At 69.9% G+C, this 17,922-nt stretch carries 17 protein-coding genes; 11 read left to right on the top strand and 6 right to left on the bottom strand.

Annotation, left to right across the window (positions count from 1 at the left end; genetic code table 11):
- Positions 1-72: 72 nt before the first annotated feature.
- Positions 73-840: a GntR family transcriptional regulator gene (locus VFZ70_02550; GenBank protein ID HEX6254669.1), complete on the top strand. Its 768-nt coding sequence runs from the start codon at positions 73-75 to the stop codon at positions 838-840.
- A 25-nt stretch (positions 841-865) separates the two neighbouring features.
- Here VFZ70_02550 and VFZ70_02545 read toward each other — a convergent pair whose 3' ends face one another.
- Together VFZ70_02545 and VFZ70_02540 are read right to left on the bottom strand one after the other, a co-directional pair.
- Complete coding sequence (locus VFZ70_02545; GenBank protein ID HEX6254668.1) at positions 866-1,753, bottom strand: LLM class flavin-dependent oxidoreductase; 888 nt, start codon at positions 1,751-1,753, stop codon at positions 866-868.
- A gap of 51 nt (positions 1,754-1,804) precedes the next feature.
- Positions 1,805-2,839, bottom strand: coding sequence for a uroporphyrinogen decarboxylase family protein (locus VFZ70_02540; GenBank protein HEX6254667.1), 1,035 nt, complete (start codon positions 2,837-2,839; stop codon positions 1,805-1,807).
- Positions 2,840-3,021: 182 nt separating this feature from the next.
- Here VFZ70_02540 and VFZ70_02535 point away from each other — a divergent pair, with 182 nt between their 5' ends.
- Positions 3,022-3,573, top strand: a complete 552-nt coding sequence (locus tag VFZ70_02535) for an FAD-dependent oxidoreductase (protein ID HEX6254666.1) — start codon at positions 3,022-3,024, stop codon at positions 3,571-3,573.
- A gap of 18 nt (positions 3,574-3,591) precedes the next feature.
- Here VFZ70_02535 and VFZ70_02530 read toward each other — a convergent pair whose 3' ends face one another.
- Positions 3,592-4,734, bottom strand: a complete 1,143-nt coding sequence (locus VFZ70_02530) for a CapA family protein (GenBank protein ID HEX6254665.1) — start codon at positions 4,732-4,734, stop codon at positions 3,592-3,594.
- A 30-nt stretch (positions 4,735-4,764) separates the two neighbouring features.
- On the bottom strand, positions 4,765-5,460 hold the full coding sequence (locus VFZ70_02525) for a hypothetical protein (protein HEX6254664.1): 696 nt from the start codon (positions 5,458-5,460) through the stop codon (positions 4,765-4,767).
- 199 nt (positions 5,461-5,659) lie between these two features.
- On the opposite strand from VFZ70_02525, the gene VFZ70_02520 reads away from it, so the two are divergent.
- The 6 genes from VFZ70_02520 to VFZ70_02495 all read left to right on the top strand — a co-directional run bounded on the left by VFZ70_02520 (position 5,660) and on the right by VFZ70_02495 (position 12,468).
- On the top strand, positions 5,660-6,001 hold the full coding sequence (locus tag VFZ70_02520; protein HEX6254663.1) for a metalloregulator ArsR/SmtB family transcription factor: 342 nt from the start codon (positions 5,660-5,662) through the stop codon (positions 5,999-6,001).
- Between the two features lie 14 nt (positions 6,002-6,015).
- The gene (locus VFZ70_02515) at positions 6,016-6,498 is read left to right on the top strand and encodes an SRPBCC family protein (protein HEX6254662.1); all 483 of its coding nucleotides are present in this window, start codon (positions 6,016-6,018) and stop codon (positions 6,496-6,498) included.
- A 38-nt stretch (positions 6,499-6,536) separates the two neighbouring features.
- Positions 6,537-7,010, top strand: a complete 474-nt coding sequence (locus VFZ70_02510) for a VOC family protein (GenBank protein HEX6254661.1) — start codon at positions 6,537-6,539, stop codon at positions 7,008-7,010.
- 331 nt (positions 7,011-7,341) lie between these two features.
- Positions 7,342-10,128, top strand: a complete 2,787-nt coding sequence (locus tag VFZ70_02505) for a M14 family zinc carboxypeptidase (GenBank protein ID HEX6254660.1) — start codon at positions 7,342-7,344, stop codon at positions 10,126-10,128.
- 176 nt (positions 10,129-10,304) lie between these two features.
- Entirely contained in the window at positions 10,305-11,918 is a 1,614-nt protein-coding gene (locus VFZ70_02500) for an FAD-dependent oxidoreductase (protein ID HEX6254659.1), read from the top strand.
- A 193-nt stretch (positions 11,919-12,111) separates the two neighbouring features.
- The gene (locus VFZ70_02495; protein HEX6254658.1) at positions 12,112-12,468 is read left to right on the top strand and encodes a DUF5655 domain-containing protein; all 357 of its coding nucleotides are present in this window, start codon (positions 12,112-12,114) and stop codon (positions 12,466-12,468) included.
- A 329-nt stretch (positions 12,469-12,797) separates the two neighbouring features.
- Here the strand turns inward: VFZ70_02495 and VFZ70_02490 are convergent, their stop codons facing one another.
- Entirely contained in the window at positions 12,798-13,841 is a 1,044-nt protein-coding gene (locus tag VFZ70_02490; GenBank protein HEX6254657.1) for an aminotransferase class V-fold PLP-dependent enzyme, read from the bottom strand.
- A gap of 468 nt (positions 13,842-14,309) precedes the next feature.
- Positions 14,310-14,528 (bottom strand): hypothetical protein, encoded by a 219-nt coding sequence (locus VFZ70_02485; GenBank protein HEX6254656.1) that lies wholly within the window; start codon positions 14,526-14,528, stop codon positions 14,310-14,312.
- 249 nt (positions 14,529-14,777) lie between these two features.
- Here VFZ70_02485 and VFZ70_02480 point away from each other — a divergent pair, with 249 nt between their 5' ends.
- The 3 genes from VFZ70_02480 to VFZ70_02470 form a co-directional block, all read left to right on the top strand.
- Positions 14,778-16,232, top strand: a complete 1,455-nt coding sequence (locus VFZ70_02480; GenBank protein ID HEX6254655.1) for a DUF4389 domain-containing protein — start codon at positions 14,778-14,780, stop codon at positions 16,230-16,232.
- Positions 16,233-16,593: 361 nt separating this feature from the next.
- Positions 16,594-17,340 carry an SGNH/GDSL hydrolase family protein gene (locus VFZ70_02475; GenBank protein HEX6254654.1) on the top strand — a complete coding sequence of 249 codons (747 nt, stop codon included), beginning with the start codon at positions 16,594-16,596 and terminating at the stop codon, positions 17,338-17,340.
- 157 nt (positions 17,341-17,497) lie between these two features.
- Positions 17,498-17,922: response regulator transcription factor (locus tag VFZ70_02470; GenBank protein HEX6254653.1), on the top strand; the 425-nt coding region annotated here is incomplete at its 3' end.

The raw sequence follows: 17,922 nt of genomic DNA, 5'->3' as shown, positions 1-17,922 counted from the left end.
GTGGCGCCGCGAGACGCAGCGCGGTGATCGGTCATACTTCGGAGCACGGTGCGACGCGGAGAGGAAGCGGTCATGACCAGCGGCGAGCCGCTGTGGGAGCAGGTGCTCAACGACATCAAGCGCCGGATGGCCTCCGGGCAGATCCGCGATCGCTTCCCGACCGACCGTGAGCTCGTCGAGACCTACGGCGTCAGCCGCCACACCGTCCGCGAGGCCGTGCGCCGGCTCCACGCGTTGGGGGTCATCGAACGCGAGCGTGGACGGGGCAGCATCGTCCGCCGCACCGGATTCGTCCAGCCGCTGGGGACCCTGTACAGCCTGTTCCGCGAGATCGAGTCGCGCGGGGTCGTCCAGCGCAGCACGGTGCTGTCGTTCGCCGCGTGCGCCGATCCGGCGGCTGCCGCACGGTTCGGCCTCGATCCCGACACCGAACTGGTGCACCTCGAGCGCATCCGCCACGCCGGTGACAGCCCGCTGGCGTTGGACACGGTGTGGCTGCATCCCGACGTCGGCCTGCCGATCCTCGGGGCGGACATGACCCACACGGCCCTGTACGACGAGATTGAACGACGCGCTGGGGTCCGCGTGACCGGGGGCAACGAAACGATCAGCGCACGCATCCCCGACGAGCGGCTCTGCGACGTGCTCGAGCTCGACGACGACGAGGCGCTCCTGCGCATCGACCGTGAGGGCGAGGCCGACGGCCGGGTGGTCGAGCGCCGGGTGACCCTCGTACGATCGTCGCTGTTCGCGCTGGAGATGCGCTGGCCCAGTTACGGGGCGGTCGCATCGCGCTTCGTGCCCAACGCTGACGCGGTCGCCGACGTTTCGGCGAGCTGACGATCTTCCCGGCGGGCGGACCGGCTCAGCGCAGTGCGGCGGCGATCTCGGCGTAGGCGTGCAGTTGCGCTTCGTGCCCGCCGCCGTCGGGCCAGAAGATGAACGCATCGATGCGCTTGTCGGTGTGCAGGTCGCGCAACTGCTCGATCCAGTGGTCCTCGTCGCCGACGAGCCACCGCTCGGTGGGGCCGTCGGTGATGCGGCCGTTGATGTTGTAGAGGCGTAGCACGTCAGAGGGGTCGCGGCCCGCCTCGTGCGCCGCCTCGTCGATGACCGCGTGCCGGCCGAGCAGCTTGTCCGGCGGGACGTACGGCGACGACGGGATCCAGCCGTCGGCCATGTGGCCGGTGACACGCAGCATCCGCGGGCCGATGGCACCGAGCCAGATGCCGATGTCGTGGACGGGGGTCGGCCCGCTGTGGACCCCCGCGAGCCGGTAATGGTCGCCGTCGACGCGCAGTCCACGGTCCCCGCTCCACAGGTGGCGGATGACCGTGATCGCCTCGATCAGCGCGTTGACCGCTTCGCTCGGGCTCCGGTGCGGCCCGCCCATCGCGCTGATGGCGTCCCACAGCCCGCCCGCGCCGAGCCCCAGCTCGAAGCGCCCGCCGGACATCACGTCCATCGACGCCGCCGACTTGGCCAGCATGGCGGCGCCCCGCAGCGGCAGGTTGGCGACGTCGGGGAAGATCCTGATCCGCTCGGTGCGTGCCAGGAGGTCGGCGATCAGCGAGAACGTGTCGAGGAACCGCCGCTGGTACGGATGGTCCTGGATCCCGACGAGGTCCAGCCCCAGCTGCTCGGCGAGCCGGACGAGGCGGACCGTCTCCGCGTGGTCGTCCGCCGCCGGCGACGGGAACAGCCCGAACAACGGTGCACGTCGAGCGGTCGACGATCCGGGCGCCTCGCTCATGATGCAGCTCCTCCGATCCGCACCGGCCTCGGCGCGGGCGCGTGTGGCCGATCAGAGCTCGCCGCGGACGATGGCAGCGCCGGACACCAGCGACTGCAGCTTGCCGAACGCGCTGTCGCGGGGCAGGTACTTCATGCCGCAGTCGGGCGCGACGACCAGCTTGTCGGCATCGACATGGGGCAGCGCGCGGCGGATGCGGTCCGCGACCGTCTCGGGTGCCTCGACGGCGTGGTCGGACAGGTCGAGCACGCCGAGGATGATCGTCTTGCCGCGCAGCTCCTCGAGCACCGACGTGTCGAGGTTCGACTGCGCCGTCTCGATGGAGATCTGATCGGCCGTGCAGTCCGCGAGCTGCGGCAGGTACGAGTAGCCCGACGGGCGGTCGTGGATGATCGCCGCATACCCGAAGCACAGGTGCACCGCGGTCGTTCCCGCCGCGCCCTCGAGCGCGGCGTTGAGCGGTTCGAGGCCGTACTTGCGGGCCTCCTCCGGCCGCCCCTGCAGGTAGGGCTCGTCGAGCTGCACGATGTCGGCGCCCGCGGCGAACAGATCGGCGATCTCCTCGCGTACCGCCTGCGCGTAGTCCATCGCCGCGTCGGCGCGGGACGGGTAGTGGTCGTTCTGGGCCTGCTGGCTCATGGTGAACGGCCCGGGCACGGTGATCTTGATCGTGCGGTCGGTGTGGACCCGCAGGAACCGCACGTCGTCGACCTCGACTGGGTGCACGCGAGCGATCGGGCCGACGATGCGTGGGACCGGGTTGGGCTTGCCGGACCGGTCGAGCGCCTCGCCGGGCGTCTCGATGTCGACACCGTCGAGTGCGGTCGCGAAGCGGTTCGAGTAGCTCTCGCGGCGGATCTCGCCGTCGGTGATGATGTCCAGTCCGGCGCGCTCCTGGTCGAGGATCGCCAGTTGGGTCGCGTCGTCCTGGGCCTCGTCGAGGTGCTCCGCAGGAATGCGCCACAGCTCGTGCGCGCGCGTGCGGGGCGGAAAGCGGCCGGCGAGCGCCTCCCGGTCGATCAGCCAGTCGGGCTGGCAGTAGCTGCCGACCAGCGAGGTCGGCAACAGTCCGAGGTGCGTGGTCATGGGCCCTCCTGGTGCGTCCCCGGCGTCGGCCAGCAGCCTAGCCCAGGTGGGTCCGACCTCATGCGGCGTCATGCTGCGCGGCTCGACGGGTACGGTGACGCGGAGACCTCGGAGTCGGGCGCGATCGCGCAGCGATGGCCTTTGGTGTCGGCAGGCGGTACCGCGATGGAAAGGATGGACAGGTGGCTCGGGTGATCGTGGTCGGCGACGGTCCTGCCGGACTCAGCGCAGCGCTGTTCATCGCACGCAGCGACCATGAGGTCGTGGTCTACGCGCAGGACGACACCGCGATGCACTACGCGCTGCTGCACAACTACCTGGGCATCGACGAGATCCATGGCTCGCGGTTCCAGGAGCGTGCGCGGGCACAGGTGGTCGCGGAGGGCGCGGATCTGCGGGACCAGGAAGTGTCCGGCATCTCACGCGGTGACGACGGCTTCCGGGTCACGGTCGACGGCGCGGACGACGACCGTGGTGACTATGTCGTGCTCGCGGGCGGAAAGACCTCCCAGGCGCTCGCCGACGCGCTGGGCGTGGAGCGCGACGGCGGCCGTGTGGTGGTCGACACCGAGTACGCGACCGGTGTCGACGGTCTGTACGCCGTCGGTCGGGTCGCGCGACCGCACCGCAGCCAGGCGATCATCTCCGCCGGCGCCGGCGCCACGGCGGCGCTCGACATCCTGTCCCGTGAGGCCGGGCGGGACGTCACCGACTGGGACACCCCCGACGACTGACGGCCGTGAAGCGCGGCGTCACGACGACCGCGCGACGCCGGCACGGCGCCCCCCGTCCCATTCGAGCTCCAGTTCGTCGCCGGACGTCACCGTGATCCTCGAGCCGAACGGACGGCTGACGAGATCGAGTGTGGCGCCCAGCCACCGGGTGTCACGGGTCGATGCTCGTTCGAGTCGCAACCGGCGGGCCCGCAGCGGAACCATGCGCAGCGCCGCGAGGACGCCGGTGTCGGCCCTGATCGACGCGAGGTACAGCAACCGTAGGTCGCCGCGGTGCTCCTCGTGACCGCTGATGCCCTCGTAGTCGTTGATCAGATCCCCGCAGCCGTACAGGATCAGCCTGCCGCGGTGCACCTCGATCAGTCGCGGATGGTGTGACGAGTGGCCGAACACCACGTCGACGCCACCGTCGATCAACGCGTGAGCGAGTGCCCGCTGCTGGCGCGTGATCTCGTGGCCCCAGTTGGTGCCCCAGTGCAGAGAGATGACCACGACGTCTCCGTCCCGTCGACCCTGCCGGAGGGGATCGACCACGTCCCGGGCCGCGCCGGGCCACGCCGGGAGCAGGTTGACACCGGCCCGGTCGCCGGTCGCCGCCCACGACCATGGGATGCCGCTGGATGCCATGCCGACCGCGACCACCACCACGCGGCCTCCACCGTCGACCGGGATGGTCGCGGGTCTGCGCGCCGCACCCGCATCGCCACCCGCACCGGCCGTGGTCAGACCCGCGCCTGACAGGACCGCGAGCGTCTCGCGCAGACCTGGGCGACCGAAATCGAGCACGTGGTTGTTGGCCAGGGTGCACACGTCCGGTCGTGCGATCTCGAGCGCAGGCAGGTTCTCCGGCGCCATCCGGTAGTGGACCTGCTTGTCGGGCTCGAACTCCCCTCGGTGTGTCACGCTGGTCTCGAGGTTGATGATCCGGGCGTCCGGCGCTGCGCGGTCCAGGATCTCGAGCGCGATGCCCCATGGCCATCGGAAGTCGACCGGCCGTGGGATCGACCCGTTCGCACGCTCCGCCAGCGCGACGTAGTCATGGGCGTCTGTGACCAGCGGTTCGCGCAACGTCGGATCTCCAGGATGCGCGAGGATCTGATCGATGCCCCTGCCGAGCATCACGTCGCCGCCGAGGAACAGCGTCACCGTGTCGCTGTGCATGGCGTGCTCCGCGTCGCTACCGCGTGGCGGTCAGCGTGTGGCCGGTGTCCCACCCACCCGGTCGCCGCCCTGTGGCGCGACGCGGTCGTCCGATGGAGCCATCGCTCTGCGGCAGTCGTCGATCGCCGCGGTCAGCAGGTCTCGGAGCACGGCGTCGCGATCGGGAACGGCCGCATCGGCGATCCCCTTCACCGCGTTCGTGACGATGCTGGGTGCGGCGACGCGTCGGAAGCTGCGGACCGACGGGGACAGTTCGGTGACGAACCGCCGGGCCCACTCCGCCGCGTGCGGGGCCTGGTCGAGCGCGCGTCGGCTCTCGTCCCCGAGGCGGTCGTCCATGCGCTCGTCGAGGTGGGCCAGCATGTGCTCGCACGACAGCACGCCGACGGCCATGACGCGCTGCTGCTCGGCGCTGACGATCGGTAGCGCGGTGCGCGCGCACAGCAGCGCGATGCGGACATCGACGCGCAGGTCGTCGCGGGTCAACCCGATGACCGACGGGATCAGCGGTGCCAGGTTCTGCCGGCCCGTGTCGGACGTCCGGTCGTTCACGCACCGTGCGAGCGTCGCCAGCAGGGGATGGGTGCAGGCGGGATGGTCGCTCCAACGCTCGCCGGCGAGGTACGAGGCGAACTCCATGAAGCATGCGCCCTTGCGCGGCGTCCGGTGCTTGCCTCGCGACAGGACCGGGACGTGGTCGGGCGGATACCGGTGCGTCACCGCCATGGTGCCTCCAGCACGGTCGCCTACAGCGCGCAGGACCCCATTGTGCGTCGTCGGCCCTCGGTTGTGTACCCCCGCGTGCAGGCTGTTCGCGGCTGGGCCAGCACGTCGGGTGTGGAAACGTCCTATTTAACCAGTCGGTTGACAACGCGCGGATGGATCGGTAGTCTGTTCAACCAGTTAGTTGAAGAAAGGTTGCACGGTGTCGGCGGATCCGCTCTCGAGGGTGTTCTCGGCGCTGGCCGACCCCACCCGTCGCGACATGGTCGCGCGGTTGAGCGTGGCCGACGCCACACTGACCGAGCTGGCCGAGCCGTACGACGTGACGGTTCAGGCGGTGTCCAAGCACCTCAAGGTGCTCGAGGACGCTGGGCTGGTCAGCCGCACCCGTGAAGCCCAGCGCCGTCCCGTGCACCTCGAAGCGGAGGTGTTCGATCTGATGAGCAAGTGGATCGAGCGCTACCGCCGTCAGGCGGAGGAGCGCTATCGCCGTCTCGACGACGTCCTGCGCGACATGCCCGACGACGTCGACCCGACCCCATGAACGGGAGAACCAGCATGACCATCACCCGCACACACGAGACCGAGATCGCAATCGATCCGGACGTCCCGCTCGTCAGGATCACACGAGAGTTCGACGCGCCACCGGCGAAGGTGTTCCGCGCCCACACCGACCCCGACCTGGTCGCTCAGTGGCTGGGGCCCCGGGGCTACGAGATGCGCATCGACCACTACGACTGCCGGACCGGGGGGTCGTACCGCTACCTGCACATCGACGGCGACGCCGAGTACGGGTTCTACGGCAGCTTCCACGAGGTGCGGCCGGCCGAGGTGATCGTGCAGACCTTCACGTTCGAGGGCGCACCCGACGGCGTGGCGCTGGAGCGGCTGGAGCTCACCGACCTGGGCGACGGCCGCACCCGGCTGACGGTGACGTCGCTGGTCGACTCGTTCGAGGGACGCGATGCGTTCGTCGCGAGCGGCATGGAGGACGGCATCCGTCAGAGCTACGAGCGACTTGACGAGCTGCTCGCACGCTGAGGGCGGCCACCACGCGGACGATCTGACAGGAGCTTCACATGCCCCGCATCATCCCCAACCTGTGGTTCGACACGGAGGGCCTCGAGGCGGCCGAGTTCTACATCTCGGTGTTTCCGAACTCCAAGATCACTGACGTCAGCTATTACACCGAGGCAGGACCAGGCGAGGCGGGCACGGTCCTGACCGTCGACTTCGTGCTCGACGGTCAGCCGTTCACCGCCATCAACGGCGGGCCGCAGTTCACCTTCGACGAGGCGGTCTCTCTGGCGGTCGAGTGCGCGGACCAGGACGAGGTCGACCACTACTGGAGCCGGCTGTCCGACGGTGGCGAGGAAGGGCAGTGCGGCTGGTTGAAGGACCGCTACGGCCTGTCCTGGCAGGTCGTGCCCGAAGGGCTCGCCGAGTTGTTCTCGGACCCCGATCCGCAGCGGGCGCAACGCGCGATGGAAGCCATGCTGCCGATGTCCAAGATCGACATCGCGGCGGTGCGCGCCGCTGCCGACGGGGCGTAGCCGCCGCGGCGCTACCCACGTGTGATCACACGCGACCCCGCTTCGTCATCGGACGTCGGGCCTGGCACGCGACGCTCGTGCCAGGCCCGGACCGCGTCCCAGCTGGTGGGCGCTTCACATGTGGATCACGGTGTGGTCAGGTGTGGATCACGGTGTGGTCAGGAAAGGGCATTGACGGGCGCACTAGTGCGGACAAGAATCAGCAGTGCGCCGGCCAGGGACGCGTCAAAGGGGGCCGTCAGGCCGGCCCAGCCGAGGTCACGTTCGTCCGGGATATGAGGCCGGGCCTGTCTTCCAGTGCGCTGGCGCTGGGCAGAGAGGTTGCGTTGTCATGCCTCGTGAACATGTGAACAGCCGTGCTGTGTTCATCACACTTCTGATCTTCATTCTGGTGGTGGCTCTGCTTCCCGGGGGTGCCGGCGCCCAGGAAGCCTCTGGTGACCAGCCGGATGACCCCGACGCGGTCTCGCTGGTCTCGCTGTCCATGCCCGACAGGGCCACGCTCGACGAGGTCGTCGATCGCGGGTACGACCTCGATCACGATGTCACCCGTGCCGGTGGGCGGATCACCGCGAGCGCCGTGGTGACAGGCGCGCAGATCGCGGAGCTCGAGGACATGGGCGTGCGGGTCGAGGTCGAGGTCGATGAGGCCGAGGCCGAGGCCGGCCGTCGGGCGATGCTGGCCGAGCGACAGGAGACGCTCGACGCGGCGGCCGCACTCGCCGACGAGCTCAACGTCGCGGCGGTCGACACGGTGGTCATCGCCCGCGCCGACTACTTCACCTCGACGGGAGACGCCGAGTTCCTGTCGGTCGAGGCGAAGAGCACGGACGGTGCGGCCGCCGACCTGACAGTCGAGTGGGATGCAGGACCGGGCACCGCGATCGGTGACGGTGGCAGCGCCCAGCTCGACCCGTTCGTCGACGCCGGTCAGTACCTGTACCACCGCGAGGAGATCGAACTGAGCGGTCGCGCCGCGCTGACGATCGCGGACGGCCCGGCGGCCGGTACCTATGAGGCCGTGGGCGCCAGCTTTGGCGCGCCGCTCGACGTCGCCGGCACGAGTGGCACGGTCGAGCTGGCCGACGACGGCTCGAGTGTCCCGACCGAGGCCTGCGATCCACTGGTCGGGTTCACCGCCGGCAATGTCGCGCTGATCGACCGGGGGTCCTGCCCGTTCACTCAGAAGGTGTCGAACGCCCAGGCCGCGGGCGCAGTCGCTGTCGTGGTCGCCAACAACAACAGTGGGGCGCCGTTCGCGATGGGCGGATCCGATCCGTCGATCACGATCCCGGCCGCCATGATCTCGCAGGCCGACGGCGCGACGATCCGCGACGGGCTGCCCGCGGCGGGCACGCTGGCCCTGCTCGAGACGCAGCCGCCACCCACCCGGGTGCGGGTGACCAGCTCGAACGGGGGCAGCGCCGAGGCTGAAGTCACCGAGTGGCTGGAGACGAACTACCAGGCGCCGAGCAACCCGTATTTCACGGGATTCCTCGACCACTACCCCGACGCCTACGAGCTGACGGAGATCATCGAGGAGCTCGCCGCCGACTTCCCGGATCTGGCCGAGGTCATCGAGCTGCCGTACGAGACCAATGGTTACCGGCGCAAGGCGATGCACCTGTCAGATGGCGGTTCGTCACAACGTGTGGGGTTGACGTCGGAGGCCTGGGGTCACGAGGGCGGCAACGACCTGACCGTGGCCTACGTCGACCCGGGTGCCGCGAACGCGTCGTTGTCGGTCGAGGTCGCGGGTGATGACATCGTGGTGAACCTGGCGACCGACGGCACCGGCGCCCTGGTGTCGACGGCTGCGCAGGTGGTGGCGGCGATCAACGCCGACGCCGAGGCGTCCGAACTGGTCCTCGCGTACACGTACCGGGGCAGCAGCGGTGGGGGTGTGGTGGTCGCGGCGGCGGCAGAGAGCCTCACCGACGGCCTGAACGCACCGGAGCACGTGCGGCGCGCGCCGTTCCAGCCGAAGATGCTGCGCATCGGCAAGCACCGGGACGGTTCGAAGACCGGGGTGCTGACCTACTCGCAGGAGCATGCCCGGGAGTGGCAGACACCGCTGGTCAACATCGAGACGGCGTACCGGCTGCTGCACAACTACCAGACCGACGGCAAGACCCGGCAGATCGTCGACAACCTCGACATCTTCATCGTGCCGACGGTCAACCCGGACGGGGCGCTGTACAGCTTCTACGACTTCGCGTTCCAGCGCAAGAACATGAAGCGCTACTGCGGCGTCGGCGAGCCGAATGACTTCAACGCCCGTGATGCCTGGGGCGTCGACAACAACCGCAACTACACGGTCGGGTCGCTCTTCGACGGCTACTCCGGGGCGTCGACCAGCTGCACGTCGGCCGTGTTCGCCGGACCGGGCGAGCTGTCGGAGCCGGAGAGCTCCAACGTGCACTGGATCCCGCAGGAGTACGACAACATCCGGTTCGCGATGAACATCCACAGCTCGGGCAACTACTTCATGTGGTCGCCCGGGGCGTACGTCGTGCCCGGCCGCATCACGCTGCCGCGGCCGAGCTTCGGGACCGAGGAGTACTTCTTCGACGCGTCCGAGGACATCCTCACCGCGATCAAGCAGTGGCGCGGCCTGTCGGTGACGCCGGCGCGCACCGGCCCGATCGCCGACGTCCTGTACTCGGCGGCCGGCAACTCGGGCGACATGCTGTACTACGACTACGCGTTGTACGCCTGGAACTTCGAGGTCGGCACCAGCTTCCAGCCGGCGTGGCCGGAGGCGTTCAACCAGATGATGGAGTTCAGCAACGGCGTCATCGAGCTCTACGACGTCGCCCGGGAGTGGACCACGGACCGTCGTCCGCCGCGCAGCTGGGTCAACCAGCCCGGCAACGGCACCTACGACGGCCCGGTGGACATCACCTTCGGCTACTCCGAGCCGGTGGACATCCACTACACGCTCGACGGCTCGACGCCGACGACCGACTCCCCGATGTACGAGTCGGCCGGCATCCGGGAGGGTGGCGAGCGCATCACCATCGACGAGACGACCACGATCAAGTGGTTCTCGATCGACGCCTCTGGCAACGTCGAGATGGTGAACCCGCGCATGACCACGATCGTGATCAACGACTGATCACGCGTCGCTGATGCCACGGTGCGGGCCGTTGAGGCCCCGTACCGTGGTGTCGTGCGCTGATCGTGCTGTCGGTCCAAGGCGTTCCGCGCAGCGGTCGTCGCTCATCGGCACGGCCACCGCGCCATCCTGCGGCACACAACCCGGCCGCTGCCGCCGGCCTGATCGGCACCCGCGTGGATGAGGAGCACACCGACGTCCTGGTCGTCGGCGGCGGCCTCGGTGGCGTGGCTGCCGCGTTGTCGGCGGCGCGGGACGGACGACGCGTCGTGCTCACCGAGCGACACGACTGGCTCGGCGGGCAGCTGACCACGCAGGCGGTCCCACCCGACGAGCACCCGTGGATCGAGCGGTTCGGGTGCACGGCCACCTACCGGCGCCTGCGCGACGGCATCCGCGCGTACTACCGCCGCTGGTACCCGCTGACCGCGGCCGCCCGCGCGCATCCGACGCTCAATCCAGGAGGCGGGTGGGTCAGCGGGCTGTGCCACGAGCCGCGTGTCGCGGTCGCGGTGATCGACGGCATGCTCGCGCCGTGGCGCAGCGCCGACCGCCTGACGGTCCTGCTGGGCCACCGCCCGACCGCCGCCGCCGTCGACGGTGACCGGGTGGAGAGCGTGACCCTGACGTCGGACGCCGGCACGTCGTGCACGGTCACGGCGGACTATGTCGTCGACGCGACCGAGCTCGGTGACCTGCTGGCGATGACGGGCACCGAGCATGTCACCGGCGCCGAGGCGCAGGCCGAGACCGGTGAGCCGCACGCGTCCACGCACTCGCGGCCCGATGCGATGCAGGCCGTGTCGGCGTGCTTCGCGGTGGACCACCGACCGGGAGAGGATCACACGATCGACCGCCCGGCCTCGTACGAGCGCTGGCGGGATCAACGGCCACCCGGGTGGCCGGGCCGCCGCTTCAGCTTCCACGGACCGGACCCGACCGACGTCACCGGCTCGATCCGCCACACGTTCCTGCCGAACTCCGACGGTGACCCCAACGAGACCATGGCGGCGCACCGGGCCGACCCGGACGTCAACGACCTGTGGACGTTCCGCCGGATCGCCGCGCGCCGCAACTTCATCGCCGGCACCTACGAGAGCGACATCACGCTGGTCAACTGGCCGATGCTCGACTACGTCGACGGGCCGATGATCGGAGATGATCCTGTCGCCGCCGCCCGGCACCGCGACGCTGCACGGGAGCTGGCCCTGAGCCTCCTGCACTGGCTGCAGACCGAGGCTCCCCGGCCAGACGGTGGAGCCGGCTTCCCCGGGCTGCGGCCACGCGGGGATGTGCTCGGCAGCGGCGACGCACTCGCGAAGGACCTCTACATCCGGGAGAGCCGACGGATCCGCGCCGAGCACACCATCGTCGAGCAGGACGTCGCGCTCGCGTCGCGGCCGGATGGCACGGCCGCGTCACATCCGGACTCCGTGGGCATCGGCGCGTACCGCCTCGACCTGCATCCATCGACAGGCGGCGATCCGTTCCTCGACATCGCCGCGTGCCCCTACCAGTTGCCCCTGGGCGCCCTGCTCCCCGTGCGCATGCGCAACCTGCTGCCCGGCGGCAAGAACATCGGCACGACCCACCTGACCAATGGCTGCTACCGCCTGCACCCGACGGAGTGGAACGTCGGCGAGGTCGCGGGAGCGCTCGCCGCCTACTGCCTCGCGCACCGGGCGGCGCCGGCCCAGGTCCGCGCGGACCCGGAGCACCTCGCTCGGTTCCAGGAGGTGCTCGATCGGCACGGCGTCGAGCGTCGTTGGCCCCGCGTCACGGCGCAGTGACCGCCGCTACCGCGCGAGGCCACGTCGCGCGGTGTCCGGACTTGGGGCGCTCGCGCTGACGTGGCCTGTGGGCCTCGATGGTGGGCCTGGGCGGTCCGCCCCAAAGCCAGCCGTGACGTCACGCGAGCGTACGGTTGGCGCGCGGTCCTGAAGACGTGTGAGACTATCGCCCGGTCACGGAGCCGGAGACGCCATGACGCCTGATGACTTCCTCGGCGACAGCGTCTTGGGGGCCAACGTCTTTGCTGCCGTGGAGCGAGCGCTCGCGGAGTTCGGCAATGTGGAGGTCACGACGACCAGGAGTCAGATTGCCTTCAGGCGGCGACGCGGCTTCGTGTACCTATGGTTGCCGGGGAAGTACCTGAAGGCGCCACAGGCTGAGGTCGTGCTGTCGATCGCCATGGATCGGAAACTGACGTCGCGCCGCTTCAAGGAGGTCACGCATGCCTCGCCGCGGATCTGGCAGCATCACCTCGAGATTCGCGACGTGGCCGATGTCGACGCCGAGGTCCAAGGGTGGCTCCTCGAGGCGTACGAGCGCGCAGCGTAACAGCTGACCGCGCCCCGCTCGGGCCGCGTCCACTCTCCGCTTGGGGGCCGGGCGTTGAGGGATGTCGGGGCCCCGGATGTCTGAACGCGCGATCGGTCGGCAACGCGCGTACACGTGTGTGGCTTGGCCCAGCACGTGGTCGCTGTTGACCACGCCACATCGCGGTGACGCCATGCCGCTGGCAGTGGCGTGCTGTATGGCAACGCGACTCCAATAGACGAGCAAGGCAGCCGGCTGGCTGTGGTCCGGCTCGGGACGCCGTCACAACGGAGACCTGTGCGGTTCGTACCACAGCCGTCAGGCTGGTGCCGTCGGCAGCCCCTGTCGTGTCACGCCACGGTGTGAGCGCGCAGGACCGACGCGACCTGATCGGCGTCGTCGGTGGTGTTGGACAGGTGGAACGAGACACGCGTGCGTCCGGCGCGATTGGCCGTCGTGATGCCGGCGGCGGCGAGAACGGCGGTCGCGTCGCTGTGGGTGGCGAGGCTGACGATGGGGCTGTCGTCCTCGGGCAGGTCCAGCGCGCCCCGAAAGCGGTTGGCCAGGCCGACGTCGTGGGCGTGGATGCGCTCCACCCCGATCGCGACCAGGGCCTCGAGCGACGCGGTGGCCGACGCGACATCGAACCACGCGGGAGAGACCGTGAACCGGCGCGCGTCGTCGGCGAGTCGCAGCGGTGGGCCGTACAACGACGCCCACGGATCTGCGCCCGCGTACCACCCGGCCAGGCGCGGCACCAGCCAGTCGACGTCGTCGCGGACGGTCGCGAACCCGATGCCGCGGGGTGAGCACAGCCACTTGTAGGCGGCGCACGACGTGACGTCGAAGCGGTCGGCGCCGACCGCCAGCCACCCGACGGCCTGGGTCGCGTCCAGGTAGGTGCGGGCTCCTGCAGCGTCGGCCGCGCCGGCCAACGCGTCCAGGTCGAGGACTCGCCCGTCGGCGGACTGCACCGCGCTGACAGCGACAACGTCGACCGTCGGGGTGATGTGATCCAGCAGCGCGTCAACTGGCACCGCCGTCACGTCAAGGCGGTCGTCGACCAGGAACGGGAACAGCACCGACGTGAAGTCCTCCCGCGCGCACAGCACGCGGGCGCCATCGGGCAGGCTCGACGCCACCACGCCCGCCGTGATCGACGCCGAGCCCGGCATCGCGACGTTGTCGACATGGGTGCCGGCCAGCGTCGCGAACGCCTCACGGGCGCGGACGACCTCGGCGTCGAACCGCCGCAGGTCGACCGTGCCGGCCGCCCAGTCATCCAGGCAGCCGCGCAGCACCTCGACCGCCGCGCGCGGCGGGATGCCCACCGACGCCGTGTTGCAGTAGCCGGGTACGGCATCGATGTGTGCCCTGATGTCCTCTTCGATCATCCCGGCACGATACCCACCCGCGCGAGCGACCCGGTGTCGCGCCCGATCAGTCGGCACCGTCGAGGGTGTCGACGATGATCGACGCGAGTTGCTGGGGGCGGAGAACATCGGCTGTGTGCGGTCGGGATGCGGACCACGTGGTCCGCTTGTTGCGCGAGAGCTTCACCAGGTCGGTGTCGTTGCTGAACGCCCAGGTGCCGTCGGTCGCCGAGTGCTCCAGGGTCGGTGCCGATGCCGGGGAGTCGGTCGACGACCGCGACGTCGTGGCCGTGTGCTTCGATCAGCACGCGGGGGTGATGCGTGGCGCGCGGCGCCACACGCGTCGGGGTGACGGGCGTGCTCTCAACGCCGGGGTCGTCCACGCCACCCTCAACGGTGACGGGTCGACCGGTCAACGCGCGCGTCCGCACTGCGGACCTGCGACAGATGGTCGACGAGGCGGATGTGAACTGTGACCGGCTGACCTCGTCAAACCGCTCGATGTCGACGGTGCGCCAGCAGTCCGGACGAGGTGCGCCAGAACAGGTCGACCCGTCCGCGCTCGAGGCCGGTCTCCGCCGGGGACGTGAGCTCGGACGAGGGCAGCGCGGGCGGTGCCGCTGCGGCGGGCACGGAGGCGAGGATGAGCGTGCACACCATCGCCAGTGTGCCGGCGACGGCCAGCGGGCGGCCGACGTGACGGATCACGGATGGTGATGCTGTCCTATGGCATCGTGTGGGCCGCATGTCGGTCCCCTCCGGATGCCGGCGTTGCACCGCGAGAGCGGCGATGCGAGGGGAGATCGTCCGGGCACCGACCATCGACCGTCACGAAGGGCGACCTTCGGCCCTGTCCCACGGCCGATGGTTGCGCGACGGTGCACTTGTCGTCGGCATAGGCCGTGGGCCAGACGGGCGCGGCGTTGCAGTGCTGCCGGCAACCGGAGGTGATGCGCGGTGACAGCGACGCGTGTGACGGTGATCGTTCTCGGCGCGATCAGTGGACTGATCGGCCTGGCCCTGGTCGCTGCCGGTCTTGCACTGCTGGTGTTCGACGCGGCCGGACAGGACGACGACGGCTACTTCACCAGCCCGTCGTACCAGTTGTCGACGGACGGGTACGCGATAACGTCCGAAGACATCGACCTGCGCGTGGAGGCCGATCCAGCCGGCTGGGTGCCGGACTTCGGCGACGTCAGCGCGCGCGTGACGGTCGTGCCTGAGGGCGCTTCCGACGAGGTCTTCGTCGGCATCGGGCCAAAGGACGACGTCGACCGGTACCTGGGCGGCGTCAGCCACGACGTGATCACGCGACTGGGCGACGATCCCGATGAGGTGGCCTACGGTCGCATCGACGGCGACCGCGTGGCCGAGCCGCCAGACACCCAGACGTTCTGGGACGCCTCGAGCACCGGTGCTGGTGAGCAGACCATCACGTGGGATGTACGTTCCGGCAACTGGGCCGTCGTCGTGATGGCGGCCGACGCGTCACCCGGGTTCGCGGTCGAAGCGACAACCGGCGTCGCCACGGGGATCCTGTCTCCGGTCGGGATCGCGCTGCTGGTGTTCGGTCTCCTGGCGCTCGGCGGCGCGATCGCGCTGCTGATCGCGGCGACGGTCGGTGCAGCGGATCGCGCACCCGGCGAGCGGGTCGCGGTCGGCGCTCCGATGTCGTCGGCCGACCGGATCTACCCCGTCATGGTGGAGGCGAGGCTGGACAAGCCCAGCCGCGGACTGTGGATCGTCAAGTGGCTTCTGCTCATCCCGCACTACATCGTGCTCGCGCTGCTGTGGATCGCCTTCGCGCTGCTGACGCTGGTCGCGGGCATCGCGATCCTGATCACCGGGCGTTATCCCCGCGGGATCTTCATGTTCACCTCCGGCGTGCTCCGGTGGAGTTGGCGGGTCGGGTACTACGGGTACAGCGCGCTCGCCACCGATCGCTATCCGCCATTCACGCTGGCCGATGTTCCCGACTACCCAGCACGCCTGCACATCGAGGAGCCGGGCCCGCTGTCGCGCGGCCTGGTGCTGATCAAGTGGTGGCTGCTCGCCATCCCGCACTACATCGTGCTGGGTGTGCTGGTCGGCAACGGCGTGACGTGGACGACCGCCGACGCACCGGTGGACCGTGTGCAGGTCGCCGGCGGTGGGCTGATCATCGTGCTGGTCATGATCGCGGCCTTCGCGCTGCTGTTCACGGGCCGGTATCCACGCGGGCTGTACGACTTCGTGATGGGCCTCAACCGCTGGGTGTACCGGGTGGTCGTCTACATCGCGTTGATGACCGACGAGTATCCGCCCTTCCGCCTGGACGGCGGTGAGACCGAGCCAGCGCCCCCGTCACCGCCGCCACCGGACGACGAGCCATCCGTCGCAGGCCGGGTGGATGACCGCCCGGCGCAGGTCTGACAGAGCGACCCAGCACGTGACCGGTGACGGACGGGCGCTGCGCCCGTCCGTCGCTGTCCGCGCGCGCGGCACCGGCGGATCGGCATGGCACTGATCGCGGTGATGCCGGTCGACATCCTTCGCGTGAACACGGCGTCGAGCAGTTCGTAGGCGTCCTCCGCGCCGAACGGCCCCATCGCGTCAGCGATCACGTCGCCGACCGCGAGGTGCTGCCGGGATCAGTGTGTCGGCGCTGTCCTCGCCGGCGTTGTCCCACGCGTCGAAGCCGTGCCAACCAGCGCGGCCGTGGCGCACAATGGGGCGCGTGAAGAGCTCGGCGTCCTCCGGCACCGGTCTCGGCGGTGCAGTCGTCCCAACGGCGGTGACAGGGCTGTTGGCGGCGCTGTGGAGCGTGTGGCGCGATCTGCGCCGGGCGCGCGGAGTCGTGCATCTCGATCCCCCAGTGACGGCGATCGATGTCGAGGTCCATCCGCGGGTCGCGCTCGTCGCGCCACCGTCGTGGCGGCTCGTCGCACTGGGAGACTCGTCGGTCGCCGGGATCGGCGCGGACCGTCTCGAGGGCTGCCTCGCAGTGCAGATCGGCCAGCGGGTCGCCGACACGACCGGCCGGCGGGTGCACGTCCGTGCGCTGGGCGTGTCAGGCGCGCGGACGGCCGACGTCGCGGCGCGGCAGGTGACCGCCCTGGACGACCGTGCCCCACCCGACGCCGTCATCGTCGTGGCCGGCATGAACGACATCGTGCACGTGACATCACCGTGGGCCTACGGCCGCGCGGTTCGTCACCTCTACACCATGTTGCGTGACCGGCTGGACGCGCCCGTCATCGTCTGCAGCCTGCCTGAGCTGCGCACGCTCACGATCGTCGGGCACCCGTTGCGGGACATCGCCGTCGCCTACGGGCGAATGCTCGGTTGGATCCAGCGACGGGTCGTGCGTCGGGTCACCGACGTCGAGTTCGTCGATGCACGGCGCAGCGCAGGCCCCGCGTTCCGCCGGCTTCCGGAGGCCCTCAGCATCGACGGCTTCCATCCGTCGTCGCGGGGCTACGAACTGCTGGCCGATGCGCTCGCTCCGGCCGTCAGCGCGGCGTTGGCGTCGCGCCGCTGACGCACCCACTCGGGTCGTTCGGCCCCTGGCACGGTGCATTTGGTCCCGAACACGACGGCACGTCATTCCCTGTCGGTGGTGAGTGCGGGAGTCTTGACTTGCTGACATGACCGATATGCGGAGCCGATCCGGTGACCTTCGACCTGTCACGCGGGTGATGCTGGTCGATGACCACGAGGTTGTCCGGTCCGGCCTTCGCGCCCTGATCGGTGGATGTGAGGATCTCGAGGTCGTCGCCGAGGCCGGCACCGCAGCGGACGCGATGCTCGGTGCGCGTTCCCATCATCCCGACGTGGTGGTCCTGGACATCCGACTGCCGGACCGGTCGGGGATCGATGTGTGCCGGGATTTGCGGGCGGAGCATCCCGACATCGCCGTCCTGATGCTCACGTCGTACTCCGAGGGTCGCGCGTTGTTCGACGCGATCATGGCAGGGGCCTCCGGCTATGTGCTCAAGCGGATCCGCGGCAACCACCTCGTCGACGGGATCCGGCGGGTGGGGCGCGGCGAGTCGCTCCTGGACCCTGCCGTGACCGCGCGCGTGCTCGACCGCATCCGGCATCCGGTCGCACGCGGCGACGA

The organism is Euzebyales bacterium (assembly GCA_036374135.1).
Classification (GTDB): domain Bacteria; phylum Actinomycetota; class Nitriliruptoria; order Euzebyales; family JAHELV01; genus JAHELV01.
The sequence above is the reverse complement of the archived record's forward strand: the minus strand, read 5'-3'. Positions and strand labels throughout refer to the sequence as shown.